The organism is Serratia sp. G204Y (assembly GCF_051172435.1).
GTDB lineage: Bacteria > Pseudomonadota > Gammaproteobacteria > Enterobacterales > Enterobacteriaceae > Serratia > Serratia sarumanii.
The window spans coordinates 2135722-2162709 of the sequence record NZ_JBPIZA010000001.1 but is presented as its reverse complement, the minus strand read 5'-3'; the positions used below and the strand labels follow the sequence as shown (position 1 = coordinate 2162709).

Sequence of the window (26988 nt, the reverse complement as noted above, 5' to 3'; positions counted from 1 at the left end):
TGCACATGATGTAAGGGCAGAAAGTGAACCAATTTATACCGCGCAATGAAATTGCGGATGTTATACGGACTCGCAGCAAGGTTTTCTGGACCGTTGGCATATTTACCGCATTTATTAATTTATTAATGCTAGTTCCTTCTATCTATATGCTCCAGGTTTATGACCGGGTGCTTCCTTCTCGCAATGAAATCACGCTGTTGATGCTGACGCTGATCATGCTGGGCATGTTCGGGATGATGTCGCTGTTGGAATACGTGCGCAGCATGGTGGTGATCCGTATCGGCAGCCAGCTGGATATGCGGCTCAACACGCGAGTCTATACCGCGGCCTACGAGGCGAATCTGAAAAACGGCTCGTCTGATGCCGGCCAGATGCTGAGCGATTTGACCAATCTGCGCCAATTCCTCACCGGCAGCGCGCTGTTCGCCTTCTTTGATGCGCCGTGGTTTCCAATCTATCTGTTGGTGATATTCCTCTTTAACCCTTGGTTGGGGCTTTTCGCTCTGGTCGGTGCGCTGTTGCTGATCGCATTGGCGGTGATCAACGAAATGGTGTCGAAAAAGCCGCTGGCGGAAGCCAGCAAGCTGTCGATTATGTCCGGGACGCTGGCCAGCACCAATCTGCGCAATGCCGAAGTGATCGAAGCTTTGGGGATGTTGCCTAACCTGAAACGCCGGTGGTTCGGTCTGCACCAGCGGTTCTTGAACAGTCAGCGCATCGCCAGCGAACGCGCATCGCGGGTCACGTCGATCACCAAGTTTGTGCGCATGTCGCTGCAATCATTGGTGCTGGGGCTGGGGGGCTGGCTGGCGATCGATGGGCACATCACGCCCGGTATGATGATCGCCGGTTCCATTCTGATGGGGCGAACCCTGGCGCCGATTGAGCAGGTTATTAACGTCTGGAAGAGCTACAGCGCGGCGAAGCTTTCTTATGGCCGGTTGGTCAAGCTGCTGGAAACGCATCCGCAACGGGGTACCGGCATGTCCTTGCCGCGCCCGGAAGGGGTGCTGGCCGTAGAAGGCGTCACCGCCACGCCGCCGGGATCCCAAGGCGATGCGGTATTGCATAACGTGAGTTTTGCCATCCAGCCCGGTGACGTGCTGGGGATCATTGGCCCGAGCGCGTCGGGGAAATCGACGCTGGCGCGTTTGCTGGTCGGCATTTGGCCGGTCAGCGAAGGGATTGTTCGGTTGGATAATGCCGACATCTATCAGTGGAACAAGGATGAGTTGGGGCCGTATATCGGCTATCTGCCACAGGACATTGAGCTGTTTGCCGGGACTATCGCCGAGAATATCGCCCGCTTTAACGATATTGACTCAGAGAAAGTCATTGAAGCCGCCAAGCTGGCCGGCGTGCACGAACTGATCCTGCGTTTCCCTAACGGCTACGATTCGGTGCTCGGCAACGGTGGCGCTGGGCTTTCCGGTGGACAGAAACAGCGTATCGGCCTGGCGCGCGCATTGTATGGCGACCCTTCGCTGGTGGTATTGGATGAGCCTAACTCCAACCTGGATGATGCGGGCGAGAAAGCGTTGAACCAGGCCATTATGTTCCTCAAGCAACGTAATAAAACGGTGGTTCTGATTACCCATCGCACCAATTTGCTGTCGATGACCAGCAAGCTGTTGCTCCTGGTAAATGGCAACGTCAACGCATTCGGCCCGACTCAACAAGTGCTTCAGGCGTTAGCCAATGCGCAAAAAGCGCAGGCGCAACCGCCTCAGCAAGCGGTGAGGGCGGTAAATTCCGAGCCGGATGAAGGCAATATCCCGAAAACGCAAATTAATTAAGCCGTGAATTGCCTGGCGGCTTTATTGCCGTCCGCAGTTTAAAGGAGTTGGTATGTCGACGCACATTGGCGAGCCGCAAGACTCGTATATTGAAGAGATCCCGCAGGATGAACGGCGGTTTACCCGGATGGGCTGGCTGGTCGTGGGAATTGGTCTGTTCGGATTTTTGGCCTGGGCAGCGTTCGCGCCTCTGGATAAAGGGGTGGCATCGCCGGGATCGGTAACCGTTTCCGGCAACCGCAAAACGGTGCAGGCCCCGGCCAGCGGCATCATCAAGAATATCGCGGTGAAAGACGGCGACAAGGTGAAAGCCGGAGAAGTCCTGGTGCAGTTGAGCCAGGTGCAGGCACAGGCGCAGGTCGATTCCCTGCGCGACCAGTACTACACCACGCTGGCCACCGAAGGGCGTTTACTCGCCGAGCGCGACGGTCTGAGCAACGTCACTTTTTCCCCTATTTTTGCCCAGATCAAAACTCAGCCGCGCGTGGCTGAAATCATCGCGTTGCAAACGCAGCTGTTCGCCTCCCGCCGCCAGGGGCTGCAAAGTGAAATTGACGGTTATAAGCAGTCGATGGACGGGATTCGTTTCCAATTGAAAGGCCTGCAGGATTCGCGCGCCAACAAGCAGATTCAACTTTCCAGCCTGCGTGAGCAGATGAACAGCATGAAGCAACTGGCGGCGGACGGCTACCTGCCGCGCAACCGCTACCTGGAAGTGCAGCGTCAGTTTGCCGAGGTGAACAGCAGCATCGATGAAACCGTCGGGCGGATTGGCCAGCTGCAAAAGCAGCTGCAGGAATCTCAGCAGCGTATCGACCAGCGTTCCGCCGACTATCAGCGCGAGGTCAGAACGCAACTGGCGCAAACCCAAATGGACGCCAGCGAGTTTCGCAATAAGCTGCAAATGGCCGATTTCGATCTGGGCAACACTGCCATCACCTCACCGGTGGACGGCACCGTGGTCGGATTGAATATCTTCACTCAGGGGGGCGTCGTGGGAGCGGGTGACCACCTGATGGACGTTGTACCCAGCCAGGCGACATTGGTGGTGGATTCTCGCCTCAAAGTCGACCTGATCGATAAGGTGTACAACGGGTTGCCGGTGGATCTGATGTTTACCGCCTTCAACCAAAACAAAACCCCGAAAATTCCGGGAACGGTCACGTTGGTTTCCGCCGATCGCCTGGTCGACAAAGCCAACGGCGAGCCTTACTACCAGATGCAGGTCACGGTCTCGCCGGAGGGCATGAAGATGCTCAGTGGCGAGGACATCAAGCCGGGGATGCCGGTGGAGGTGTTCGTGAAAACGGGGTCGCGCTCGCTGCTGAGCTATCTGTTTAAACCTATTTTGGATCGCGCTCATACTTCATTAACCGAGGAATAATTTTGATTCAATCAAAACGACAGGCTGCCGGTCTGGTTATCGGCACCCTTTTGTTTGCGATATCTGCGCCGGTTTATTCGATAGGGATTTTAGACGCATATTCGCTGGCATTAGAAAAGGACCCGACTTTCCGGGCGGCTATAAAAGAGAAAGAAGCGGGAGATGAGAACGAAAACATCGGCAGGGCGGGGCTGCTGCCGAAAGTGTCGCTGAACTATCAGAATTCGCCGCGCAACTGGCAGACGCAAAAATATCCGCAGAGCGACTTTTTCGGCAATGTTTCGGAGGTCACCCGGCGGCAGCAATATCGCAGTTATTCCAGTTCGATCACGCTGACGCAGCCGCTGTTCGATTATGAAGCGTACGCGCGCTACAAAGCCGGCGTCGCGCAGACGATGATGTCGGACGAACGCTATCGCGGTAAGTTGCTGGATCTTGCGGTTAGGGTGATTAACGCCTATGTCGAAGTGGCCTATTCCAAGGATCAAATCGCGTTGGCCGAAGCGCAAAAGGCGGCTTACAAGGAACAACTGACCTTGAACGATCGCCTGATGAGCGCCGGTGAAGGCACCATTACCGACGTATCGGAAACCCAGGCACGCTACAGCTTGGCCGAAGCGCAGGTCATCGAAGCGCGCGATGCGCTGGATGCCGCGCAGCGCGAATTGGAAGTGATTATCGGCATGCCGCTGAACCAGCTGGATGAGTTGCAGGTGTTGCGGCCGGGCAAGTTCAAGGTGGCGCCGCTGATCCCGTCCAAGTTTGAAGAGTGGCAAAAGATCGCGCTGGAGAATAACCCGGTGCTGGCCGCCTCGCGTCATGGCGTGGATGCCGCCAAGTATGACGTTGAAAGGAATCGGGCGGGCTTTATGCCGCAGGTTCAGCTGTATGCTTCGCATTCGGAAAACGACTCCAGCAGCGATAACACGGTTAACCAGAAATACCGCACCGACAGCATCGGCGTGCAGGTCAGCATGCCTATTTATTCCGGCGGCGGCGTTTCGGCGTCGACCCGGCAGGCGGCGGCGCGCTATGGCCAGGCGATGTATGAGATGGATGCGCAGACGGGCACCACGCTCAACGATCTGCGCAAGCAGTACAATCTGTGCATCAGCAGCCGCGCCAAGGTGGCGGCCTATGAGTTGGCGGTACAATCGGCCACCACACAGGTGACGGCGACCCGGCAAAGCGTGCTGGCCGGGCAACGTGTCAACGTTGACGTGCTCAACGCCGAACAGCAGCTCTATAGCGCCCAGCGCGATCTGGCCTCCGCCAAGTACGCCTACATCAAGTCGTGGATTACCTTGCTGAGCGACTCCGGTACGTTGGATGAAAAAGATGTTATGCGGGTAGCGCAGTATTTTGCCCGCAGTCGCTAGCAACATATTCACTATGAGCATTAATCTGAAAGAGCAGCGTTGAGCTGCTCTTTTTGTTATCAATCCTAAACCACCCCTTATGGAGGTGGTGATCGTTCATGTGGGACTATGCCCGTAGGGGGCACATGCTAAATACTGCCTCGGTTTGTTATCAGCAAATCAAGGGGTAAGTAGCATGAACAGATATGAATCCGCTTCCCATGTATTCTATCGCTGTCAGTATCATCTCGTATGGACACCGAAGTTCGGATACAAAATCCTCAAGGGTAATCTCGGTAAAGAGCATCAGCACATTGTGCACAAAAGAGAATACACTGGTGCTGCCTACGACAACTCTTTTCGTTTGCATACTTGTAAAGCCAATCGAATCAAAGGAACTCTATGAACATAGGGATGGTCAATTATGATAGAAAAGACGTGCGTTAGTGCGAATTTCATTTAAAATCAATTGATTGCTTAAATAAGGCAGTTCATCTTGAGCGCCAGGAGCGCGAGTAAGGAGTTTTTATGGCGGTTTTAATCACCGGAGGAGCCGGTTATATCGGTTCTCACACTGTTCTGGCTTTGTTAGAACATGGCGAAGATGTTGTAGTGTTAGATAATTTATCAAACTCTTCCGATGAGTCTCTGCGTCGCGTTGAGAAACTCGCGGGTAGAAGTGCTCAGTTCTACCAAGGCGATATCTTGGATGCTGAGTGTCTGCATCGCATCTTCGAGGCTCACGACATCTCGGCTGTGATCCATTTTGCTGGGCTAAAGGCTGTCGGAGAGTCGACGCGTAAGCCGCTCGAGTACTATCAGAACAATGTCACCGGCACGTTGGTATTGTTGGAGGAAATGCGTCGTGCGGGTGTGCATAAGTTTATCTTTAGTTCTTCTGCCACGGTGTATGGCACTCCAGAGCAAGTTCCTTTGACCGAGACGTCTCGCGTTGGCGGTACGACGAATCCTTACGGCACGTCGAAGCTGATGGTAGAACAAATTTTGCAAGATTTCGCTAAAGCAGAACCGCAATTCTCCATTACCGCCTTACGTTACTTCAACCCGGTTGGTGCGCACGAATCCGGCATGATTGGTGAAGATCCAAATGGTATTCCCAACAATCTGATGCCTTATATTGCTCAGGTGGCAATCGGAAAACTGGAGAAACTGTCTATTTTCGGTGACGACTATCCGACTAAGGATGGTACGGGGGTCAGAGATTATATTCATGTCATGGATTTGGCTGAAGGGCACCTCAAGGCGATTGAACACATCGATGAGCACAGAGGCTTTACAGTCTATAATCTGGGGACAGGGGTAGGATATTCGGTGTTGGAGATGCTCCATGCTTTTGAAAAGGCTTCAGGTCGCAACGTAGCTTACCAAATTGTACCACGCCGAGACGGCGACATTGCCGAATGCTGGTCCGCTCCAGGGTTGGCGTTCAAAGAATTGGGATGGAAGGCTACCCGTGATTTGGATGCCATGATGCGTGACGCGTGGAATTGGCAGAAGAACAACCCTCAGGGTTATCGCTAAAATAACACTGAATAGGCGTGATTTTTTATTACGCCTGTTTTATTTTCCTTATATGGCAACTTGTTTTTTACATTATATTTCAGTTAGACGTCTGTATTAACAATCTCATTATCACCATCAGAGTTATCCTATGTTAAATATCCCCAAATAAGTGATATCTTTAAAAAAATATTAAAAAAATCATTTTATATCAATGAGATTAATTCTCGATGAGAGTAGCTATGCATGGTTTTTCACGTTGTTAACGCACATACTTCATCATTAGCCTGCTATCATTGATGTGTCCCAACCAGGCCCTATGACACTTAACGATTTGATATGTTAGAGTAATGTTATGACTAGCACGGCCTCTAGGTAGAGGCTGTGTTCATGCTGGAGGATGCTTTAAAGGAATGAAGAAACTGTGCTATCCTGCAATGTCTTCAGTAGCGAACTATCTTAAGTTGATTTAGAGGGCGTTTAGACCCACTCAAATATAGTTCAATGTGAGGTGTTCTCGGCTTATTCAAAATGGCAGCAGCGCTAGGGAGACACTGGTTGGGTAGGAAATTCCGAGTGAGTGAGTAGTCAAATGAAAGTAATTGATACAAAGATTGCCGGCGTCAAAGTGATTGAACCTAAGATTTTCGGTGATCAGCGTGGCTTCTTTTTCGAAACGTTCCAAAAGCAACGTTACCAAGAACTACTTGATATTGAACATGATTTTGTTCAAGACAACTATTCTCGTTCGACACGTGGCGTGCTGCGAGGTTTGCACTTTCAGACCTCTCGTCCCCAGGGGAAGCTGGTCTATACCCTAAGAGGGGAGGTCTATGATGTTGTGGTGGACATCCGTCCAAATTCACCTTCTTTCAAACAATGGTTAGGGATCAATCTATCTGAGGGTAACAAGAAGCAACTGTGGATCCCACCTGGCCTTGCACATGGTTTCTTGGTGTTGAGTGATGAAGTCGACTTTGCTTATAAATGCACCGATTACTATGATCCGAAGAACGAGCACTGCTTGAGTTGGAACGATCCTGAACTGGCGATTGAATGGCCTATAGAGCATCCCCAGCTTTCTGAGAAGGATCTTAAAGGCAAATTATTCAGCGAGCTTTTTTAAATGCGTATACTGGTAACTGGCGGCAATGGTCAACTAGGCCATTGCTTGGCGGATACATTGCCTGGCAATTGGCAGATCGTTAGCCTGGACCGCAGACAACTTGACATTGCTGATTGGCCTGCAGTGCAGCAAACTGTTGCGGAGTTGAATGTAGATTTCATTGTAAATGCAGCAGCTTATACGCTAGTGGATAAAGCTGAAGAAGAAATCATCGTTGCGGAGGCTGCAAATGTTATTGGTCCAGCTAATCTGGCTATGATTGCAGAGAGCCTAAGCATTCCACTGATTCATATTTCGACAGACTATGTTTTTAGCGGTGCAGAAGAGGGCGTTTCTTTGTGTGAAGATTCACCAACGGGGCCGCTAAATGTCTATGGTCAAACCAAACTGCTTGGCGAAAAAGCCGTACTAACCACGTGCTCACGCGCCGTGGTGATCCGCACATCCTGGTTATTCAGTGAGCATGGCACCTCTTTTGTGCATACCATGCTTAAATTAGGAAAGACACGTAAATCGCTTGCTATTATTAACGATCAGTTTGGTCGACCTACCTATGCTGGTGATTTAGCTAAATGTATTCTCACTATTATTAGCCAAGGGGTTAATGAACCCATGCTATATCATTTTTGCGGGGACAAGATTGTCTCGTGGTTTGAGTTTGCTGCGGAGATTTTTTCTTTAGCTAAGGTATTTGACGATAGTTATAGATTTATGGCTTTGTCTTCTATTAACAGTGAACAATATAAATGCGCAGCCAAAAGACCTAAGCATGCGATACTTAACTGCGAAAAAATATATCGTGAACGCGGGATCTGCAATAGCAACTGGCGAGTGAGCCTGGAAAAAGTAGTTCCAAAAATTATTGATCAGATGAATAATTAATATGAAGACATTGTTGAAAAATACAGGTTTGATTTTTAATCTTACCAAGCGGGATGTTGAAAGTCGCTATCGTGGGACTAGTCTTGGTATCGTATGGTCGCTGCTAAACCCTGTGATTATGCTTTCTATCTATAGCTTTATTTTTGGCTTTGTTTTTAAAGCCAAGTGGGGGCTGACAACGACAGAAAATTACACTTTGATTATGTTTACCGGTCTGCTGACACATGCTTTTATTGCCGAATGTCTTGGCAAGGCGACAACAATATATGTATATAATGTCAGCTATGTTAAAAAAGTTTTATTTCCTCTTGAATCCTTGTGCTGGGTGTCTGTTTTTGGCGCATTATTCCAATTCTTTATGGGATGCATTGTTTTTGCCATTTTTTGTATTTTACTAAAGCAACCTGTTAGTCTAATGGCATTATTAGTTCCTATTGTTATTCTTCCATTGATTTTATTATCATATAGCATTTCATTATTTTTGTCATCGCTAGGTGTTTATATTCGTGATATGGGGCAGGTTGTTTCAGTTATCATTGCCTTAATGTTATTTATGTCGCCTATATTTTATCCTATTACTGCTGTTCCAGAACAATATCGTATGCTGATTTATATTAATCCGTTAACGTTTATTGTCGAAGCTTTACGTGATGTCGTCCTGTACGGAAAATTATTCAGTCTTGAAGGCTATGCACTCTATTGGGGTATCAGTATTGTGCTGTACGTATTAGCTATAACTTGGTTCAAAAAGGTAAAGAGAGGCTTTGCTGATGTCCTCTAATATTGTTATCTCTGCGCAAAATCTGCGTAAAGTTTATCAGATTTATTCCAGCCCGATGCAGCGCCTGGGAGCCTTGCTGGGGTATCGGGGGGCTAAGGGTAGGGAGTTTGTCGCTCTGGATTCCGTTAATTTCGAGATTAGAAAAGGTGAAACAGTCGGTATTATTGGTGTCAATGGTTCCGGTAAATCAACTCTGTTGCAAATGATCTGTGGAACTTTGGCGCCTACAAGCGGCAGCGTATTTACTAAAGGGCGTATTGCACCGTTGTTAGAGCTTGGCGCTGGGTTTAATCCAGAGTTCACAGGGCGTGAAAACGTTTACCTGAATGCATCTCTTCTGGGCTTAACGCGTAAAGAAATTACGGAGCGTTTCGATAAAATAGCTAGCTTTGCCGATATCGGTGAATTTCTCGAGCGGCCGGTTAAGACTTTTTCGAGTGGTATGTTTGCACGTTTAGCCTTTGCCACTGCCATTCATGTCGATCCTGAAATATTAATCGTAGATGAAATTCTTGCTGTTGGAGATTCACGCTTTCAGCGAAAATGTGTAAAGAAGTTTAATGAAATCAGAAATGATGGATGTACAATCCTGTTCGTTTCGCACGATGATTATCAGGTTCGAAATATCTGTAATAGTGCACTATACCTTGAAAAAGGTGTACAGCGTTATTTTGGAAATGCAGATGTTGCTGTTCAGCATTACCTTTCTGATATGCAGAAGAGTGTGATGGAGACTCAAGATGCCGAAAATAAAGCTATTGAAAATGAAATAAGTAGCAGATTGATAAAAATAGCTAATGTATCTCTTCTCGATCGGACTGGGAATTCAGTAACCGAGCTGGCTAGCGGTGACAATGTTAAACTGTCTTTCGATTACAAATATGAAGGAAGTGACGGGGAATTCGATGGGCTGACCTTTGTCTTTAATCTTTACCGTAAAGATGGGGTATATATCTGTGGGACGACTACAGCAATGCGTGGCTTAGAACCATTTTCCCTAAGTCGGGAAGGACGAGTGACTATTGATTTTCCCGCATTGAAGTTGTTGTCAGGTATTTATAACTGGCGAGTCGCTGTCAATGATCAAGATGGTATACAGATAATTAACGAAGCTGTACCGGTCTGTGAGTTTTCTGTAGCCGATAACTTCAGTGCCGTTGGAATTTATGATATTGAACATAGCTGGTCTGTGGTGGCCAAGGGGTAAGTATGGAACGGATTGAGAACGATCTTCTTAAGTTGCAGTTTTTAAGAGAAGAACATCACCAGCGTTATCAGTACGTTGCCAGTTTTGCCAAGGGAGTTGTGGTTGACTGTGCATGCGGTATCGGATATTCGGCACCTATCGTCTTGTCTAACCCTGCTGTAGTCAGTTACACAGGGTTGGATGTTGATCGAGAGGCAATCGCCTATGCACAAGAGCACAATACTACGGATTCTCGTTTTGAGTATGGTTCGATTTTAGCCTTGCCGTTCGATGATTGTAGCGTCGATACATTTATTTCCTTAGAAACGTTGGAGCATCTTGAGCAACCTGAATTAGCGATTGCAGAAGTCAAACGCGTGCTGAAACCAAATGGGATATTTATTTGCTCTGTGCCAACTAAAGATTACGAGAATTTTTGTGTCAGTTTGTATGGGCCTAACCCTTACCATATTCAAGCCTTCTCTTTAGAAGCTTTGAAAACATTGTTGCAAGCCCAATTTTCGCATGTTGATATTGCTGTTATCGCTCAAGAACTCGTCTCTATAGTGCATACATTTCAAGATCAAAAGATGCCGCCTGCGGTATTTAATGCAAAAAACAAGAACGTAATGAACGGTTCTTTCATTGCGATTTCATCTAATGTTGACGCTATTTATAATAAGAATACGCTATTTACAGGTATGAGTCGCATAGAATATGATCAAGAATTGGTCTCTCCATTGCGTCAAAGTTTGGAGTTTGCAGAACGCTTGGCTGAACAACGTTGGCAGTTGTTGCTTGAGGCTGAAAAAAGAATCAATGAAGTAACATATTATAAAGAACAGGCAGAGCGCATCTCTGAAGAAAGAATGCAAGCATTCAGGGACACGGAAGAGATGGTCCGTTCCCGAGATCAAGCTTTGTCTGAGGCAGAGCGGATTATTCAGATGCTTAAGGAACAGCTGGAAAGCGTTTCAAAGCAAAATTCGAACCAATAACTCTGTGAATGGATTATATCTACAATGATTGTCACGATTGCCGATAATATCGAAACCATTCTGGTCGATTTTTTTGATACTGTAGTCGAGCGTAGTTGCCACCCTGAAGTCGTGAAACGTAAATGGGCTGCCGCTCTCGCGGATTCATATCGTATTTGTCTATCCGTAGAGGATCTATATGCTCTACGTTTAAGAATCGAAGCGGGATTGTGCGCCAGTAGTCAAATGCAAGGCGATGACGCTGAATTCCGTTATGATGATATGTCGCTTGCCTTGTATTATGAACTTCAACGTGCGCAGATTGCGGCTCGATTGCCAGAAAGTGACACCTTCCTTGCTTTTTGCCGCGATCTAGAGTTGGCTATTGAGCTATCTGTGCAAAAACCAATAGTAGCAACGTTGGACATGCTGAGAGCTGAAAAAGCGAAAGGTAGACGTATTTATTTGGTTTCTGATTTTTATTTAGATCAACAATCAATTGTTTATTTTGCCAAATGTCATGGGTTTGATGATATTTTTGATGGATTCTTCGTTTCCAGCGAAAATAAGCGAACGAAGAAAGAAGGGCGAGCTTATGATGTGGTTATTGCAAGATTAGGTTTGAATGTTAAAAAGACGATTATGTTGGGCGACAATGCACACAGTGATGTTGCTATGTCGACAGCCAGGGGGCTGTTTGCGCATCATTTGCCTGTGGATCAACACCGATATGATGAGAGCCTACTGGCGGATCGTGAGCGCCTTGCGGTGGAGAACAAAGTTAATCGGGTGATCGCTGAAGATAATTTCAGCTTTAACTGGGTAAGTAGTGCAATTTATTTATTCACGCGTCGGCTCTATTGGTCTTTGGTGATAAACCAAGCTAAAAACGTTTATTTTTTTGCAAGGGAAGGCGAGTTTCTTCAAAAGGCGTTTGACAAATTCCAAGCTAGTTTGCCGAAAAATTTTTCGCGTATTACTAGTCATTATATGTATGTGTCGCGTCGAGCAACCTACTTGCCTTCATTAGGGCCTTTGGGTGGCAGCACATTCAACAAGTTATTATATCAGTATGGTTCATGTAGCCTGGCTGCCTTTTTGAAAAGCATTAATCTCGATGATTATGTATCTGAGCTTAAAGTGCGTTTTCCTCAGGTGGATTTTGAAGAGCAGCATTTGAATATTGCTGGATTGCCGGCGTTTTCTGCGTTAATAGATGATGAACTCTTTAAGGCTATCTATGAACGCGAGCGCAAAGAACAGAATATCTATCTCAATGACTACTGTGACTCGTTGATGGCAGAAAAACATGATGAATGGGTTCATGTTGTTGATGTCGGCTGGAAGGGTAGTATTCAAGATAATTTGGTAAAAGCGACCCAGCGCAATATGTCTGGTTACTATTTCGGTATATTGGATGGGGCTGAAACCCATAAGAACAATATTAAAGAGGGGCTGCTGTTTGATCATCAGTGGGGGCAGCGCCTTGGTGATGATATGTTTAACGAGTTCCGTGCCGGTTTTGAAGTTTTTATGGGGGCCTCGCATGGCAGCCTAAAGAGATATGGTGTTGACATCGATAATTTTGTTTTCGACCATAACGACTCAGAGCTCGCTTTCTTCTATGAGCAAATAGCGCCATTCCAAGAGCGTGCATTGCATCAATTCAATGGTTTTTCAAAAATAGAGCGTGTTTATTCGCTATCTGATCATGAGATCAGCAAAGCGGTTAAAAAGTTTTACTTTCGTGGCGTGATGTTGCCGAGTCGGGTTGAACGTGAAAAATTTTCGTTGATCAAACACTATGAGAATTTTGGCGTATTCAACTTTAGCTCCTTTGGGCAGAGTAAACGTTCCCCCCTGTCTTATTTTAAGCGCTTGGTGAGAAATCCTCGACACACCATTGGTTCTGCTTGGTGGAAACCTCTGGATTTCCATGCAAATGGCGTATGGTATTTGAAATATCCTTATTTTTTGGTGAAAAAAATAAAGTTTAAAGGGGCTAAATAATGAGTAAAATTGCTTTTTTACTATGGAGTCCGGATATCAGTGGCGGCACTAATGTCATTTTTGAACATGCTACGCGTATGCGAAAGAATGGTGACGATATCACGATTATCACTGAGGATAAACCAAACAATAAGCGGTTAGAGTGGTTTCCAGGTGCAGAAAAACTGACTTGGATGGATTATGCTGAAGCTGCTGAAAAAAAGTTTGATCTGGTTATTGCGACTTGGTGGCGTACTGTATTTTATCTCAACAAAATCAATGCCAAGAAATATGCATTTTTTGTTCAATCCATCGAGTCGCGTTTCTATCCGGAAGATGAAGTGACTTTACGCACGCTTGTCGATCTGACTTATAGCTTGCATGTTAATTTTATCACTGAAGCGACATGGATTAAAGAATACCTTAAAGAACATTTTGACCAAGATGCGTTATTGGTCAGAAATGGAATTAGCAAGGCTTATTTTAATGATGAGATTAAACCAAAGGTGCCTCGAGCGTCTGAAAAGCTACGTGTATTAGTGGAAGGTCCGTTAAACGTCAGCTTTAAAAATACGGAACTTGCAGTTGAGTTGTGCCGGCAGTCTCGTGCTGATGAAGTCTGGTTTGTCACATCGACTGAAATTGGTGCTTACCCGAACGTTGATCGTCTGTTTAGCCGTGTGCCAATTTCTGAGATCGGTAGTATTTACGCCTCTTGCGATGTTTTGGTTAAACTTTCCACCGTTGAAGGAATGTTTGGCCCCCCGTTGGAGATTTATCATACTGGTGGCACCTCCATCAGTTATGATGTGACTGGTTACGACGAATATATTGAGCATAATGTCAATGGACTGGTGTCTTTCAGCCGCCAAAACCAGGAAATCATCGAGTTTATAAACCGCCTTAAGGATAACCCTGATGAGCTGGCTCAATTGAAAGCAAATGCTTTGGCTACCGCTGAAAAGTGGCCGGATTGGGAAAGCAGTTCCAAAGAGTTTTCAGCAGCGTGCGAGCAGCTTATTGCATCGGGAGTTATTACCTCGGTTACCTTACTTAAGGCGCAGACAGAGCGCTTTTGGCTCTTCTATGAGGAGTCATTGCGCCAGGCGCAGCAGGGGGGACAGGCGGGCATTCCCTCTCTAAATCGGTATGCACATTTTCGTCAGCGTGTTATCAATAAATTGCATCGCGACTACCCTACGATTTTTTCCTTGCTTCGGAAACTCAAATGGACGGTAAAATCTTATCTGCCGGGAGCTCGATGAGTGTTTGATTACGAAGTTGTGGTGTGTACTTACAACGGTGAACGCTACATTGTCGAGCAGCTTGCCTCAATTGTCGGCCAGACAATCTCTCCGCGGAGGATCATTGTCAGTGACGATGGTTCTACGGATAATACGCTGAAATTGATTGCTAATTTCGCTGCAACGACGTCAGTTCCGTTCGATGTGCAGCAGCGTGTTGCGGGCCCAAAAGGGCCCGCGCATAATTTCCTGCATGCGCTTTCTTTGACGACGGCAACGAACGTCTTTTTGAGCGATCAGGATGACGTTTGGGTAACTGATAAAATTGAATATTATCAGCGAGCGGTCAGCCAAATCGGCGATGAGTCCGTGCCGTTATTAATCTTTTCAGATGCTGAATTAGTTGACAGCGAACTTCGCTTCTTGAGCGCTTCTTTTTTACAGAATGAGCGACTTAATCCTGATCACCAGTTGGTGTTTCCTCGCTTGCTTTTCCAAAACTGTATCCAGGGTGCAACTGTGATGGTGAATCGATCACTGCTTAAGCATCTTCGCCCTAGCCAGCATATGTTGATGCATGATTGGTGGCTGGGTTTGCTGGCTACCACTTTTGGAAGGTTGGTGTTCCTTCCTGAACGATTGATAAAGTATCGGCAACATGCGAATAACGTGGTTGGCAGCAGTGGCTATGGATTGAAACGTATTCTGGCAAAATTTATGCGGCTGCCCTCAGTTGCGCATCAGAATCGGTTAGTGATTGAGCAGGCGATAAGTTTCTATGAGATATACGGTGGGGAACTCAAAAAAGAGGATAAGAAATTTTTGGAGAGGATGTTAAGATCCCGACGTTTTGTGCTTTGGCAGCTTTTCTTGCTAAAATGTGGGGTTGCAAGAACAACCATTACGAGAACTATTTCCTTGTATTTCTTATATTAGAGTTTTTATGCCTGAATCTTTAGTTGAGCCATGTCGGTGCTTCATTTCAGTTATATCTCACGGTCATGGCAACATGATCATTGATGAGGGATGTCTAAAACTGCTGGCCTCAAACAACTACATTGTCGTTTTGAAAGATAACAAGCCACAGCGTGAACTTCAGGAATATTGTCAGGAGTCTGGCATTCATTATCTTGTTGATCAGCCTATGGGGTTTGGCGCAAACAATAACTATATTTTCACTTGGTGCCAGCAAGAGTTAGGAATGCGTGATGGGGATCGCTTTTTGGTGCTTAACCCTGATGTTTTTATCGAACCATCTGTGCTGGCAGCACTGCTGTTGCACGCGGAACAAAACACATACTCGCTAGTTGCGATCAATCTCTTCAACGATAAAAATTTTACTATTTATGACAAAGGGATAAGGCATTTCCCAACCATTAGCAGCTTTGCGGTTTCATTCTTGCTGCAGAAAAATAAGTCTATCTACGATAAAGACAAAATTACTCAGGATACGGAAGTTGAATGGGCAGCAGGCTCGTTTTTACTGTTTACTGCCAAATGCTATCGAGAGCTGGGCGGATTTGATACGCGCTACTACATGTACTGTGAAGATCTTGACATTTGCTGGCGAGCGAGGCGGGAGTTAGGGATAAACGTTGTTTATTTGCCTCAATTTAAAGCATTGCATCTTGCTCAAATGCGTAGTCGCTCACTTTTTTCTAAACATTTTATCTGGCACGTTACCAGCGCTTTGCGTTTTTGCTTGAAACAAGCGTTGAATAGATAAAATTGTCTTATCAACCCTCAGAGAGTGTCGACCTATCGCACCAATCACTACCCACCCGGCTCAATCCTGAGTTAACATGTGTGCCACATCACAAAACCTGTTGGCCGACGTTGCCAGCAGGGTCATCCTCAGACAGGAGTTCCTAAATGTCCAAGCAACAAATCGGCGTTGTCGGCATGGCGGTAATGGGCCGCAACCTCGCGCTGAACATCGAGAGCCGTGGTTACACCGTTTCCATTTTCAACCGTTCTGGCGACAAAACTGACGAAGTGATCGCTGAGAACCCGGGCAAGAATCTGGCGCCGTATTATACCGTTGAAGAGTTTGTCGAATCGCTGGAAAAACCGCGCCGCATCCTGCTGATGGTGAAAGCGGGCGAAGCAACGGATAAAACCATTGCCTCGCTGACTCCGCACCTGGACAAGGGCGATATCCTGATCGACGGCGGCAACACCTACTATCAGGACACCATCCGTCGTAACCGCGAACTGTCCGACCAGGGCTTCAACTTCATCGGTACCGGCGTTTCCGGCGGTGAAGAGGGCGCGCTGAAAGGGCCTTCCATCATGCCTGGCGGCCAGAAAGAAGCTTACAAGCTGGTGGCGCCGATCCTGGAGAAAATCGCTGCGGTTGCGGAAGGCGAGCCTTGCGTGACCTACATCGGCGCAGACGGTGCCGGCCACTATGTGAAAATGGTGCACAACGGCATCGAATACGGCGACATGCAGCTGATTGCCGAAGCCTATTCCCTGCTGAAGCAGGCGCTGAACCTGAGCAACGAGCAACTGGCCGAAACCTTCGCCGAGTGGAACAAGGGCGAACTGAACAGCTACCTGATCGACATCACCAAAGACATCTTCACCAAGAAAGACGAAGAGGGTAAATATCTGGTTGATGTGATCTTGGACGAAGCCGCCAACAAAGGCACCGGCAAGTGGACCAGCCAGAGCTCTCTGGATCTGGGCGAACCGCTGTCGCTGATCACCGAGTCGGTGTTTGCGCGCTACCTGTCCTCGCTGAAAGACCAGCGCGTTGCCGCGTCTAAAGTGCTGACAGGCCCGAAAGTGGCGCCGTTCACCGGCGACAAAGCCGAATTCATCGAGAAAGTGCGTCGCGCGCTGTATCTGGGCAAGATCGTGTCCTACGCGCAGGGCTTCTCTCAGCTGAAAGCCGCGTCTAAAGAAAACAACTGGGATCTGCACTACGGCGAAATCGCCAAGATCTTCCGCGCCGGCTGCATCATCCGCGCCCAGTTCCTGCAGAAGATCACCGACGCTTACGCGGCGGATGCCGATATCGCCAACCTGCTGCTGGCGCCATACTTCAAGCAAATCGCCGACGAGTACCAGCAGGCGCTGCGTGACGTGGTGGCCTATGCCGTGCAGAACGGTATTCCTACGCCGACCTTCTCCGCTGCGATCGCCTACTACGACAGCTACCGCTCCGCGGTGCTGCCGGCGAACCTGATCCAGGCGCAGCGCGACTACTTCGGTGCGCACACCTATAAACGCATCGACAAGGAAGGCGTGTTCCATACCGAATGGATGGAATAAGCCCGCCCGTTGAGCGATAAAAAAAGCCGCCGAGGTTAACGCCCGGCGGCTTTTTTATTGGGCGCGAGTTAGCGTCACGCTTTTTTCTGATGCCGCTCGCGCAGCCGGCCGATCACCGCGCTCAGGTCCAGATCCTGGTCCTGCAGCAGCACCAGCAGGTGATAGATCAGATCCGAGGCCTCGTTGGTCAGCTCTTCGCGATCGTTGACCGTGGCGGCCAGCGCGGTTTCCACGCCTTCTTCCCCGACCTTCTGCGCGATGCGCTTGGTGCCGCTGGCATACAGGCTGGCAGTGTACGAGCTGTCCGGGCTGGCGTGCTTGCGCTCCGCCAACAGCTGCTCCAGCTGATAGAGGAACGTCCAGTCGCTGGCGGCCGGGTGGAAGCAGCTGCTGTTGCCGAGGTGGCAGGTCGGGCCGATCGGGTTGGCCAATACCAGCAGCGTGTCGTTATCGCAGTCCGGCGTGATGCTGACCACCTTGAGGAAGTGGCCGGAGCTTTCACCCTTGGTCCACAGGCGCTGCTTGGTGCGCGAGAAGAAGGTGACGTTGCCGCTCTGCTCGGTGGCCGCCAGCGCTTCCGGCGTCATGTAACCCAGCATCAGCACTTCGCCGGAAACGGCGTGCTGCACGATGGCCGGCATCAGGCCGTCGGTTTTTTCCCAGTCCAGCTGGTTGTTCTGTTGTTCTGTCAGCACACGCGAATCTCCACGCCTTGTTCAACCAGGAACCTTTTCAGCTCGCCGATATTGATGATTTGTTTGTGGAACACCGACGCCGCCAGCGCGCCGTCGACGTCCGCATCGCGGAACGCTTCCAGGAAGTGCTCCATGGTGCCCGCGCCGCCCGAGGCGATCAGCGGTACCTTGCAGGCCTCGCGCACCCGGCGCAGCTGCTGCAGATCGTAACCGTTGCGCACGCCGTCCTGGTTCATCATGTTCAGCACGATCTCACCGGCGCCGCGGCGCTGCACTTCCTGTACCCAGTCGAGGGTTTCCCACTGGGTGATGCGGGTGCGGCTCTCGTCGCCGGTATATTGGTTGACGTGATACTTGCCGGTTTCACTGTCGAACCAGGTGTCGATGCCCACGACGATGCACTGCACGCCGAAGCGTTCCGCCAGGCGGCTAATCAGCTCGGGATCGGCCAGCGCCGGCGAGTTGATCGAAATCTTGTCGGCGCCGAAAGACAGGATCTGGCTGGCGTCCTCGGCGCTTTTAATGCCGCCGGCGACGCAGAACGGAATATCAATCACCTCCGCCACGCGCGATACCCAGCTTTTGTCCACCACCCGGCCGTCGCTTGAGGCGGTGATATCGTAAAACACCAGCTCGTCCGCACCTTCTTGCGCATAGCGCTGCGCCAGCGGCACGATGTCGCCGATGATTTCGTGGTTGCGGAACTGCACGCCTTTCACCACTTGCCCGTCTTTAACATCCAGGCACGGGATTATCCGTTTTGCCAGCATGCGATCGCCTCCTCAACGCTAAATTTACCTTCCAGCAGGGCGCGCCCCACGATCACGCCGGCAACGCCGCTGCCGCGCAGCTGGGCGATGTCATCCAGATTGCCGATGCCGCCCGAGGCCTGGAAGGCCACCTGCGGATAGCGGCGACTGATCGCCTGATACAGCGCCACGTTGGAACCGGCCAGCGTACCGTCGCGCGAAATGTCGGTGCACAGCACGTGCTTCAGCCCGTAGGGCAGGAACTGCTCCACCACCTGTTCCAGCGTGGCGTCGGAATCCTCCTGCCAGCCGCTGATGGCCACGCGTTTCACGCCCTGCGCGTCGATGCGCACGTCCAGCGCCAGCACCAGCGCGTCGGCGCCGTAGCGCTCGAACCAGCTCTGCACCAGTTGCGGCTGTTTCACCGCGGTGGAGCCGATCACCACGCGCGTGGCGCCGGCCTCCAGCAGGGCGCTGACGTCTTGCTCGTTGCGGATGCCGCCGCCGACCTGCACCGGCACATTAACCCCCGCCAGCAGTTTGCGCAGCAGCGGGATCTGGCGCGCCGCCGGATCCTTGGCGCCGGTCAGATCGACCAGGTGCAGCACCTGCGCGCCCTGTTGTTGATAGTCCTGCAGGCGTAACAGCGGATCGTTGCCGTAGTCGCGCTGTTGGCCGTAATCGCCCTGATGCAAACGCACCACCTTGCCGTCGATCAAATCCAAAGCCGGAATAATCATGCTGCCTACATCTCCAGAAAGTTTTTCAACAGTTGTGCGCCGGCCGCTCCAGAACGTTCTGGATGAAACTGCACGCCGAAGAAGTTGTCTTTTTGCACGGCGGCGGTGAAGGGCTCGCCGTAGTTCGCCTGGGCGATGGTGCTGGGGCATATCGGCATCGCATAGCTGTGAACGAAATAGAAGTAGGCGCCGTCATCGATGCCGCGGAACAGATGGTGGCCCGCCTGCGCGGACACCTGATTCCAGCCCATGTGCGGCAACGGCAGGCCAAAGTCGGTCATCTGCTTGACCGGCGTATCGATGAGGCCGAGCGTGGTCACGCCGCCGTTCTCTTCGCTGCTGGCCGCCAGCAGCTGCATGCCGAGGCAGATGCCCAGCACCGGCTGCGTGCAGGCCTTGATCAGCTCGATCAGATCGCGCTCGCGCAGTTGATCCATCGCCGCCTGCGCGGTGCCGACGCCCGGCAGGAACAGCTTGTCGGCGCGCAGCACGATCTCCGGATCGCGGCTCACCTCCGGCTGGTAACCCAGGCGCCGCACCGCGTAGGTGACGGAGGCCAGGTTGGCGCAGCCGGTATCCAAAATCACCACGTTCATCACAGCACTCCTTTCGAACTCGGCAGGGTATTGCCCTCGACGCGGATCGCCTGGCGCAGCGTGCGGCCAAACACTTTGAACAGGCTCTCGACCCGGTGGTGGTCGTTTTTGCCCTTGGTCTTCAGGTGCAGCGTGCAGCCCATGGTGTAAGAGAGCGAACGGAAGAAGTGCTCGACCATTTCGGTGCTGAGATCGCCGACGCGCTGATAGTTGAACTCGGCCTTGTACTCCAGGTGCGGGCGGCCGGAAATATCCAGCGCGCAGCGCGCCAGGCACTCGTCCATCGGCAGCACGAAGCCGAAGCGGGCGATGCCGCGCTTGTCGCCAAGCGCCTTGTTCAGCGCTTCACCCAGCGCCAGACCGGTGTCTTCCACCGTGTGGTGATCGTCGATATACAGATCGCCTTTGACGTCGATCTCCATGCGGAAGCCGCCGTGGGTGGCGATCTGATCCAGCATGTGATCGAAGAAGCCGACGCCGGTTTTGATCTTGCTGCCGCCTTCGCGATCCAGCCAGACGTTGACGTCGATCTGCGTCTCTTTGGTCACGCGGTTAACCCGCGCGTGGCGGTCGCGCAGGGTCAGCTGGCGCACGATCTCTTTCCAGCCCAGCACGCCGCGCTGGTAGCGCAGCCCCTGGATGCCCATGTTTTCCGCCAGCTGCACGTCGGTCGGCCGATCGCCGATCACGTAGCTGTGGGCGGCATTCAGCACGCCGGGTTCGAGGTAGCCCTTCACCAGCGCGGTTTTCGGTTTGCGGCAGTCGCAGTTGTCCGCCGGCAGGTGCGGGCAGATCAGCACATCGGCGAACTGAATGCCCTGTGAGCTGAGGATCTGCATCATCAGGTTGTGCGGCGGATCGAAGGTTTCCTGCGGGAAACTGGCGGTGCCGAGCCCATCCTGATTGGTGATCATCACCAGCTGATACCCCGCCTGTTGCAGCGCCAGCAGGGAAGGGATCACGTCCGGCTCGAGCGCCAGCTTGTCCAGGCGGTCAACCTGGAAATCTTCCGGTGGCTCGGCGATCAGCGTGCCGTCACGATCGATAAAGAGGATTTTTTGGCTCACATTGGCTCCTGGCGAGTCTGGTTGGCGCCGGGCAGGGCGGACAAGGCGTCCACCACGCGTTGACATTCGTCGCGGGTGCCTATGGTGATGCGTAGGCAGCCGGACAACCCGGGCTGTTTGTTTTGGTCTCGTAAGATAATGCCCTGATCCCACAAGCTTTTAAACACATTACTTGAGGCGGTGAAGCGGGCCAGCAGGTAATTGCTGTCGCTGGCGAAAACCTGCTCGACGCAGGCGCATTTTTCCAGCTGTTGCTGCAGCCAGCTGCGGGTGGCGGCGATGTCGGTGACGCGCTGACGCATGGTGCGGATACCTTCTTCGCTCAGCGCCTGCGAGGCGATATCCGCCACCGGCGTCGAGAGCGGGTAAGGCGCGATCACCTTCAGCAGCAGGGCGATCAGATCTTCGTTGGCGAGCGTAAAGCCGCAGCGCAGGCCGGCCAGCGCAAAGGCCTTCGACAGCGTGCGCAGGATAGCCAGGTGCGGATAGTCGCTCAGCCACCCGGCCACCGAGGCCTGCGGGCAAAACTCGATATAGGCTTCGTCCACCGCGACGATCGCCTTGCCTTTGGCCAGCTCCAGCAGGTTGCGCAGCGAGTCCGGGTCGATCAGGTTGCCGGTCGGGTTGTTCGGGCTGCAGACGTAGATCAGCTTCACGTTGTCCATGCTGTCTGCGATGGCCGGCAGATCCAGCTGCCAGTCCTCTTTGGCGGCCACGGTGCGGCGCTCCACGCCGAAAGTTTCGGCGCTGACGGCGTACATGCCGTAGGTCGGCGGGCAGAACAGAATGGCGTCTTTGCCCGGCTCGCAGAAGGCGCGGATCAGCAGTTCGATGCCTTCATCGGCGCCGCGGCTGACCAGCACCTGCTCTTTCTTCACCCCGGCGTAGGCGGCGTAGCGTTCGATCACCAACGCCGGCTGGCACTCCGGATAGCGGTTGAAGGTTTGCGCGGTCAGCTGGAACTCGGGCGCGATCGGGTATTCGTTGGCGTTCAGCCACACGTCGCCCTTACCGCCGAGGCGGCGCGCCGATTGATAAGGGGTCAGCTCGCGAACGTTGGCGCGCGCCAGTTTTTCGATGCTCATGCTTGCTCCTTCAGGGCGGCGACGCGCAGGGTCACGGCGTTCTTGTGGGCGATCAGCTGCTCGGCGGCGGCCAGCGTCTCGATGGTGGCGGCCAGGTTGCTGAAGCCCTGCGGCGTCAGCTCCTGCACCGTCATGCGTTTTTGAAAATCGGCCAGCCCCAGGCTGGAGCAGGTGGCGGTGTAACCGTAGGTCGGCAGCACGTGGTTGGTGCCGGAGGCGTAATCGCCGGCGGACTCCGGCGACCAGTCGCCGAGGAACACTGAGCCGGCGCTGGTGATGCTGTCCACCAGCTCGCGCGCATTGCGGGTCTGAATGATCAGGTGCTCCGGGCCGTAGCGGTTGCTGATGGCCACGCACTCAGGCAGATCGCGCGCCACGATCAGGCGGCTGCTCGCCAGCGCCTGGCGGGCGGTCTCGGCGCGCGGCAGCTCGGCCAGCTGGCTTTCCACCGCTTCGGCCACTGCCCGCGCCATCGCCGCGTCCGGCGTCAGCAGGATCACCTGCGAATCCGGGCCGTGTTCGGCCTGCGACAGCAGATCGGAAGCGACGAACGCCGGGGTGGCGCCGGCATCGGCGATCACCAGCACCTCCGAAGGCCCGGCCGGCATGTCAATGGCCGCGCCGTCGAGACGCTGGCTGACCTGCCGCTTGGCTTCGGTCACGAAGGCGTTGCCCGGCCCGAAGATTTTCGCCACGCGCGGCACGCTTTCGGTGCCGAACGCCAGGGCGGCGATCGCCTGTGCGCCCCCGACCTGAAACACTTCCTGCACGCCGCACAGCTGCGCCGCATACAGGATCTCATCGGCGATCGGCGGCGGCGAGCACAGCACCACCCGGCGGCAGCCGGCGATGCGCGCTGGCGTCGCCAGCATCAGCACGGTGGAGAACAGCGGCGCCGACCCGCCGGGAATATACAGGCCCACCGAGTCGATTGGGCGGGTCACCTGCTGGCAGCGCACGCCCGGCTGGGTTTCGACGTCCACCGCCGGCAGTCGCTGCGCGTTGTGGAAGGTGTCCACGTTGGCGACGGCCACCGCCATCGCCTGTTTGATGTCATCGCCCAGTCGCGCGCAGGCGGCGGCGATCTGCTCGGCGCTGACGCGCAGCGCGGCGACTTCCGCCTTGTCGAAGCGGGCGCTATAGTCGCGCAGCGCCCGATCGCCGTTGGCCTTCACGTTGTCGAGGATCTCGCTCACCGTGCGGGTGATGCTGTCGGAAGCGGCGATTGCCGGGCGCATCAGCAGCTCGGCCTGGCGTTCGGCGCTGCACGTTGCCCAGTCGATCGGCGTGTTGAAGGTCGACATGGCGTTACTCCATCATCTTTTCAATCGGCAGCACCAGAATCGAGCTGGCGCCGAGCGCTTTCAGTTTTTCCATGGTTTCCCAGAACAGGGTTTCGCTGCTCACCATGTGCATCGCCACGCGGTTCTGCGCGCCGGCCAGCGGCAGGATAGTCGGGCGTTCGGCGCCCGGCAGCAGCGCGACGATCTCGTCCAGCTTCTCGCTCGGCGCGTGCAGCATGATGTATTTGGATTCGCGCGCCTGGATCACGCCCTGAATGCGGGTCATCAGGCGGTCGATCAGCTGCTGTTTGGCTTCCGGCATTTCGCCGTCGCGCTGGATCAGGCAGGCCTTGGAGCGGTAGATCACCTCCACTTCGCGCAGGCCGTTGGCCTCCAGCGTGGCGCCGGTAGAGACCAGATCGCAGATGGCGTCGGCCAGGCCGGCGCGCGGCGCCACTTCCACCGAGCCGTTCAGCAGGCAAGATTTAAAGCGCACGCCCTGCTTGTCGAGGTATTGCTTCAGCAGGTGCGGGTAAGAGGTGGCGATGCGGGCGTCCTGCAGGTTTTGCGGGCCGGTATATTCGGCGTCGAGCGGGGTGGCCAGCGACAGGCGGCAGCCGCCGAAATCGAGGCGGCGCAGGGTGAAGTAACGCGGGTCTTCGCCCTGAGCGCGGCGGCTGAGCAGCTCTTCTTCCAGCACGTTTTCGCCGATGATGCCCAGATCGACCACGCCGTCCATCACCAGGCCCGGAATGTCGTCATCGCGCACGCGCAGGATATCGATCGGCATGTTTTCCGCGAAGGCGATCAGACGCTGCTGCTGCAGGTTGATCTTGATGCCGCAGCGCGCCAGCAGTTCCTGGGATTCCTCGCTCAGGCGGCCCGACTTCTGCATTGCGATCCGTAAACGTGTCTTGTCCAGCATGGTAACCTCTGTTTAATCTGTAATTTTATGAATTTGTTGTAAAAATATTCTTTCTGTCTGTCCGAAGCCAAAAAAAAACCCTCGGAAGAAATCTTCCGAGGGCTCTCTCTTGCGTTCTGCGCGCCACTGGAAGATTAACAAACCGTCTTCCAGCACACATCGCCTGAAAGACTAGTCAGGGTGATGGTGATGATGGTGGTTGAACTGAACGCGTGTCATGGTGTTTTTCTCTAATCAAAAGCCGGTAAAAACCGTATGCCGATTAAGCTAAACTATCCTCTGTCCACCGCGCAACCTTTTTTTAACGTCATAAATTTAATTTATTGAAACAGGTTAGGTTATTAGCCACACACGGCTTTACCTAACCTTAAGCCGGGCAGATTGTATCGCCGTGCACAGTGGCGTAGCCTTAGGGGTAGGGCGCTGCGATCTTCAGGAGAGGAAGAGGATGAAAAAGGTAGCCATTATTGGTTTGGGTTGGCTGGGCATGCCGTTGGCGCTGTCGCTGATGGGGCGCGGGTATGACGTGGTCGGCAGCAAAACCACGCCGGACGGCGTCGAGGCCGCGCGCATGAGCGGCATCGAATGCTATCAACTGGAGCTGACGCCGGAGCTGGAGTGCGATCCGGACGATCTGGAATCGCTGCTGCGCGTGGATGCGCTGGTGGTGACGCTGCCCGCGCGCCGCACCGTGGAAGGCAGCGAGAACTATTTCAATGCGGTGCGCATGCTGGTGGACAGTGCGATGGCCTTCGGCGTGCCGCGCGTGATCTTCACCAGTTCCACCTCGGTGTACGGCGAAACCGCCGGCACGCTGCGCGAAGAGTCGCCGCTGCGGCCGGTCTCGCCGTCGGGCCGGGTGCTGGCCGAGCTGGAGCGCTGGCTGCATGAATTGCCGAATACCTCAGTGGACATTCTGCGGCTGGCGGGGCTGGTGGGCGCCGATCGCCACCCCGGCCGCTTCCTGGCGGGCAAACTCGACGTGAAGGGCGGTTCGCAGGGGGTGAATCTGGTGCATCAGGACGACGTCATCGCCGCCATCCAACTGCTGCTGAAGCTGCCGAAGGGCGGCCACGTATACAACCTGTGCGCGCCGCGTCATCCGGCCAAACGCGAATTTTATCCGGCGCTGGCCGAACAGCTGCACCTGGAGCCGCCGCAGTTCGCCGACGAAGCGGAGCAGGATGAGCGGCTGGTGGACGGCAACCGCATCTGCAACGAGCTGGGTTTTGAGTACCAGTATCCCGATCCGGCGCGCATGCCGGTCAGCTAACGTCCGTCAGGCCCCGCGCATGCGGGGCTTTTTTTTCGCCGGCGCGCGCCAAATCCTCCAGCAGCGCGTTCAACGCCTCGTCGGGCTGGACGGGGCGGCTGACCAGGCTAAGCGTGGCGCGGTAAGAGAGCGCCGTGCCGCCCAGCTGCCGCAGCAGCCCCTGTTCCACCCAGCGCGCCGCGTAGTGGGTGGGCAGATAGCCGAGACAGGTGCCGCTCAGCACCAGATGGGCGACGCTTTCCATATGGTGGGCCACCGCCGCCAGGTGAGGCGGCGCGATCGGGCACAACTGCTGCGCCAGCAGGTAGCCGCGCTTGACCCAGCGCGCGTTTTCAATCTGCTCGCGCTCCGGTTCTTCCACCGTGAACAGCGGGTGATCCGCGCTGCAGTAGATCGCCTGCGTCTCCTCCAGCCACGGCTGATAACGCAACGCCTCCAACTGCTGGCCGAAGTAGCCGATGCCCAGATCGAGCTGCCGGTGCAGCAGCCCTTGCTCAATCTCGTTCGGCGAACAGATGCGGCACTGCAATTGCACGTCCTGGTGGCGGCGCTGGAAATGTTTGATGGCCTGGCTGAACGGATTGCCCGGCAGCGAAACCAGATTATCCACCAGACCGATCTGCAGATCGCCGGTCAGCAGGCCGTTCAGCGACTGGCTGACTCGGGTGAAGTCGCGGGCGGCGTTGAACAGCGAGCGGCAGGCGATCAGCATGCGTTCGCCCTTGGGCGTCAGCCGGAAGCCGGAGCGGCCGCGTTGGCACAGGCGAAAACCCAGCCGGGTTTCCAGCGAGGCCAGATGAGTGCTGATGGTAGACTGGTTCATCAGCAGCGCTTCCTGCGCGGCGCTGACGCCCTGAGCTTCCGCCACCGCGACGAATACCCGCAGCAGTTTCAGATCGATATCGCTTAGGTTGGTGAGCATCGTCCCCTCCGCAGAACGTCGGCCGGTTAACCCATTTTTAACATCGAGAAAATAGGTGCGGCGCTGAAGATATGGCCTCCCTTATGGCATGAAGTGGAAATAAAAATCAATACTTCAATAGGTTAGTTAC

General features: G+C 53.0%; 25 protein-coding genes, 1 pseudogene and 1 other annotated feature. Of the genes and pseudogenes, 16 read left to right on the top strand and 10 right to left on the bottom strand.

Translation table 11 applies throughout. From position 1 onward, the window contains the following. Positions 1-23 precede the first annotated feature (23 nt). The 15 genes and pseudogenes from ACSBQQ_RS10540 (at position 24) to gndA (ending at position 17523) form a co-directional block, all read left to right on the top strand. Complete coding sequence (locus ACSBQQ_RS10540) at positions 24-1796, top strand: type I secretion system permease/ATPase (protein ID WP_033637754.1); 1773 nt, start codon at positions 24-26, stop codon at positions 1794-1796. A gap of 52 nt (positions 1797-1848) precedes the next feature. Then, the gene (locus ACSBQQ_RS10535; protein ID WP_033646761.1) at positions 1849-3180 is read left to right on the top strand and encodes an HlyD family type I secretion periplasmic adaptor subunit; all 1332 of its coding nucleotides are present in this window, start codon (positions 1849-1851) and stop codon (positions 3178-3180) included. Between the two features lie 2 nt (positions 3181-3182). Then, on the top strand, positions 3183-4559 hold the full coding sequence (locus tag ACSBQQ_RS10530) for a TolC family outer membrane protein (RefSeq protein ID WP_016928415.1): 1377 nt from the start codon (positions 3183-3185) through the stop codon (positions 4557-4559). Positions 4560-4734: 175 nt separating this feature from the next. Next, positions 4735-4842 (top strand): annotated as a pseudogene (locus ACSBQQ_RS10525) (IS200/IS605 family transposase); the annotation flags it as partial. Positions 4843-5066: 224 nt separating this feature from the next. Continuing rightward, positions 5067-6080, top strand: coding sequence for a UDP-glucose 4-epimerase GalE (galE, locus tag ACSBQQ_RS10520; RefSeq protein WP_033646759.1), 1014 nt, complete (start codon positions 5067-5069; stop codon positions 6078-6080). Positions 6081-6651: 571 nt separating this feature from the next. Beyond that, positions 6652-7185 carry a dTDP-4-dehydrorhamnose 3,5-epimerase gene (gene rfbC, locus ACSBQQ_RS10515; RefSeq protein WP_033646757.1) on the top strand — a complete coding sequence of 178 codons (534 nt, stop codon included), beginning with the start codon at positions 6652-6654 and terminating at the stop codon, positions 7183-7185. Next, a complete protein-coding gene (rfbD, locus tag ACSBQQ_RS10510; RefSeq protein WP_033646754.1) occupies positions 7186-8067 on the top strand; it encodes a dTDP-4-dehydrorhamnose reductase in 882 nt (293 codons plus the stop codon). 1 nt (position 8068) lies between these two features. Further along, complete coding sequence (locus ACSBQQ_RS10505) at positions 8069-8848, top strand: ABC transporter permease (RefSeq protein WP_060428339.1); 780 nt, start codon at positions 8069-8071, stop codon at positions 8846-8848. After that, the gene (locus ACSBQQ_RS10500; RefSeq protein WP_033646749.1) at positions 8838-10055 is read left to right on the top strand and encodes an ABC transporter ATP-binding protein; all 1218 of its coding nucleotides are present in this window, start codon (positions 8838-8840) and stop codon (positions 10053-10055) included. Before ACSBQQ_RS10505 ends, ACSBQQ_RS10500 begins: the two co-directional genes overlap by 11 nt. A 2-nt stretch (positions 10056-10057) precedes the next feature. Further along, a complete protein-coding gene (locus ACSBQQ_RS10495; RefSeq protein ID WP_052210560.1) occupies positions 10058-11032 on the top strand; it encodes a methyltransferase domain-containing protein in 975 nt (324 codons plus the stop codon). Positions 11033-11056: 24 nt separating this feature from the next. After that, a complete protein-coding gene (locus tag ACSBQQ_RS10490; RefSeq protein WP_060428341.1) occupies positions 11057-13021 on the top strand; it encodes an HAD family hydrolase in 1965 nt (654 codons plus the stop codon). Beyond that, entirely contained in the window at positions 13021-14265 is a 1245-nt protein-coding gene (locus tag ACSBQQ_RS10485; RefSeq protein WP_033646744.1) for a glycosyltransferase family 4 protein, read from the top strand. The genes ACSBQQ_RS10490 and ACSBQQ_RS10485 overlap by 1 nt, the downstream gene beginning before the upstream one ends. Then, complete coding sequence (locus ACSBQQ_RS10480; protein WP_050438915.1) at positions 14266-15180, top strand: glycosyltransferase family 2 protein; 915 nt, start codon at positions 14266-14268, stop codon at positions 15178-15180. It abuts the gene before it with no gap. Between the two features lie 73 nt (positions 15181-15253). Then, positions 15254-15970 carry a glycosyltransferase family 2 protein gene (locus tag ACSBQQ_RS10475; RefSeq protein WP_080281272.1) on the top strand — a complete coding sequence of 239 codons (717 nt, stop codon included), beginning with the start codon at positions 15254-15256 and terminating at the stop codon, positions 15968-15970. A gap of 146 nt (positions 15971-16116) precedes the next feature. Further along, on the top strand, positions 16117-17523 hold the full coding sequence (gene gndA / locus ACSBQQ_RS10470) for an NADP-dependent phosphogluconate dehydrogenase (RefSeq protein ID WP_060428343.1): 1407 nt from the start codon (positions 16117-16119) through the stop codon (positions 17521-17523). 74 nt (positions 17524-17597) lie between these two features. Here the strand turns inward: gndA and hisIE are convergent, their stop codons facing one another. The 9 genes from hisIE to hisL all read right to left on the bottom strand — a co-directional run bounded on the left by hisIE (position 17598) and on the right by hisL (position 24882). Next, positions 17598-18218 (bottom strand): bifunctional phosphoribosyl-AMP cyclohydrolase/phosphoribosyl-ATP diphosphatase HisIE, encoded by a 621-nt coding sequence (hisIE, locus tag ACSBQQ_RS10465; RefSeq protein WP_033637763.1) that lies wholly within the window; start codon positions 18216-18218, stop codon positions 17598-17600. Further along, positions 18212-18988: an imidazole glycerol phosphate synthase subunit HisF gene (gene hisF / locus ACSBQQ_RS10460; RefSeq protein WP_033637764.1), complete on the bottom strand. Its 777-nt coding sequence runs from the start codon at positions 18986-18988 to the stop codon at positions 18212-18214. Before hisF ends, hisIE begins: the two co-directional genes overlap by 7 nt. Then, positions 18970-19707 (bottom strand): 1-(5-phosphoribosyl)-5-[(5-phosphoribosylamino)methylideneamino]imidazole-4-carboxamide isomerase, encoded by a 738-nt coding sequence (hisA, locus tag ACSBQQ_RS10455; protein WP_033637765.1) that lies wholly within the window; start codon positions 19705-19707, stop codon positions 18970-18972. The genes hisF and hisA overlap by 19 nt, the downstream gene beginning before the upstream one ends. A gap of 5 nt (positions 19708-19712) precedes the next feature. Continuing rightward, complete coding sequence (gene hisH / locus ACSBQQ_RS10450) at positions 19713-20303, bottom strand: imidazole glycerol phosphate synthase subunit HisH (protein ID WP_033637766.1); 591 nt, start codon at positions 20301-20303, stop codon at positions 19713-19715. Then, positions 20303-21370, bottom strand: a complete 1068-nt coding sequence (gene hisB, locus ACSBQQ_RS10445; RefSeq protein WP_033637767.1) for a bifunctional histidinol-phosphatase/imidazoleglycerol-phosphate dehydratase HisB — start codon at positions 21368-21370, stop codon at positions 20303-20305. The genes hisH and hisB overlap by 1 nt, the downstream gene beginning before the upstream one ends. Beyond that, entirely contained in the window at positions 21367-22455 is a 1089-nt protein-coding gene (gene hisC / locus ACSBQQ_RS10440; protein ID WP_060428344.1) for a histidinol-phosphate transaminase, read from the bottom strand. The genes hisB and hisC overlap by 4 nt, the downstream gene beginning before the upstream one ends. After that, on the bottom strand, positions 22452-23759 hold the full coding sequence (gene hisD / locus ACSBQQ_RS10435) for a histidinol dehydrogenase (protein WP_060428347.1): 1308 nt from the start codon (positions 23757-23759) through the stop codon (positions 22452-22454). Before hisD ends, hisC begins: the two co-directional genes overlap by 4 nt. 4 nt (positions 23760-23763) lie before the next feature. Beyond that, complete coding sequence (hisG, locus tag ACSBQQ_RS10430; protein WP_049234311.1) at positions 23764-24663, bottom strand: ATP phosphoribosyltransferase; 900 nt, start codon at positions 24661-24663, stop codon at positions 23764-23766. Between the two features lie 69 nt (positions 24664-24732). Continuing rightward, positions 24733-24859, bottom strand: a sequence feature (His leader region). Next, positions 24835-24882 carry a his operon leader peptide gene (hisL, locus tag ACSBQQ_RS10425; protein ID WP_100396937.1) on the bottom strand — a complete coding sequence of 16 codons (48 nt, stop codon included), beginning with the start codon at positions 24880-24882 and terminating at the stop codon, positions 24835-24837. It overlaps the preceding feature by 25 nt. Before the next feature lie 229 nt (positions 24883-25111). Here hisL and ACSBQQ_RS10420 point away from each other — a divergent pair, with 229 nt between their 5' ends. Then, positions 25112-25936, top strand: a complete 825-nt coding sequence (locus ACSBQQ_RS10420; protein WP_039566785.1) for an SDR family oxidoreductase — start codon at positions 25112-25114, stop codon at positions 25934-25936. Here the strand turns inward: ACSBQQ_RS10420 and ACSBQQ_RS10415 are convergent. Next, a complete protein-coding gene (locus ACSBQQ_RS10415) occupies positions 25929-26858 on the bottom strand; it encodes a LysR family transcriptional regulator (RefSeq protein ID WP_048321390.1) in 930 nt (309 codons plus the stop codon). The two genes, ACSBQQ_RS10420 and ACSBQQ_RS10415, sit on opposite strands and share 8 nt — an antisense overlap. Between the last annotated feature and the right edge of the window lie 130 nt (positions 26859-26988).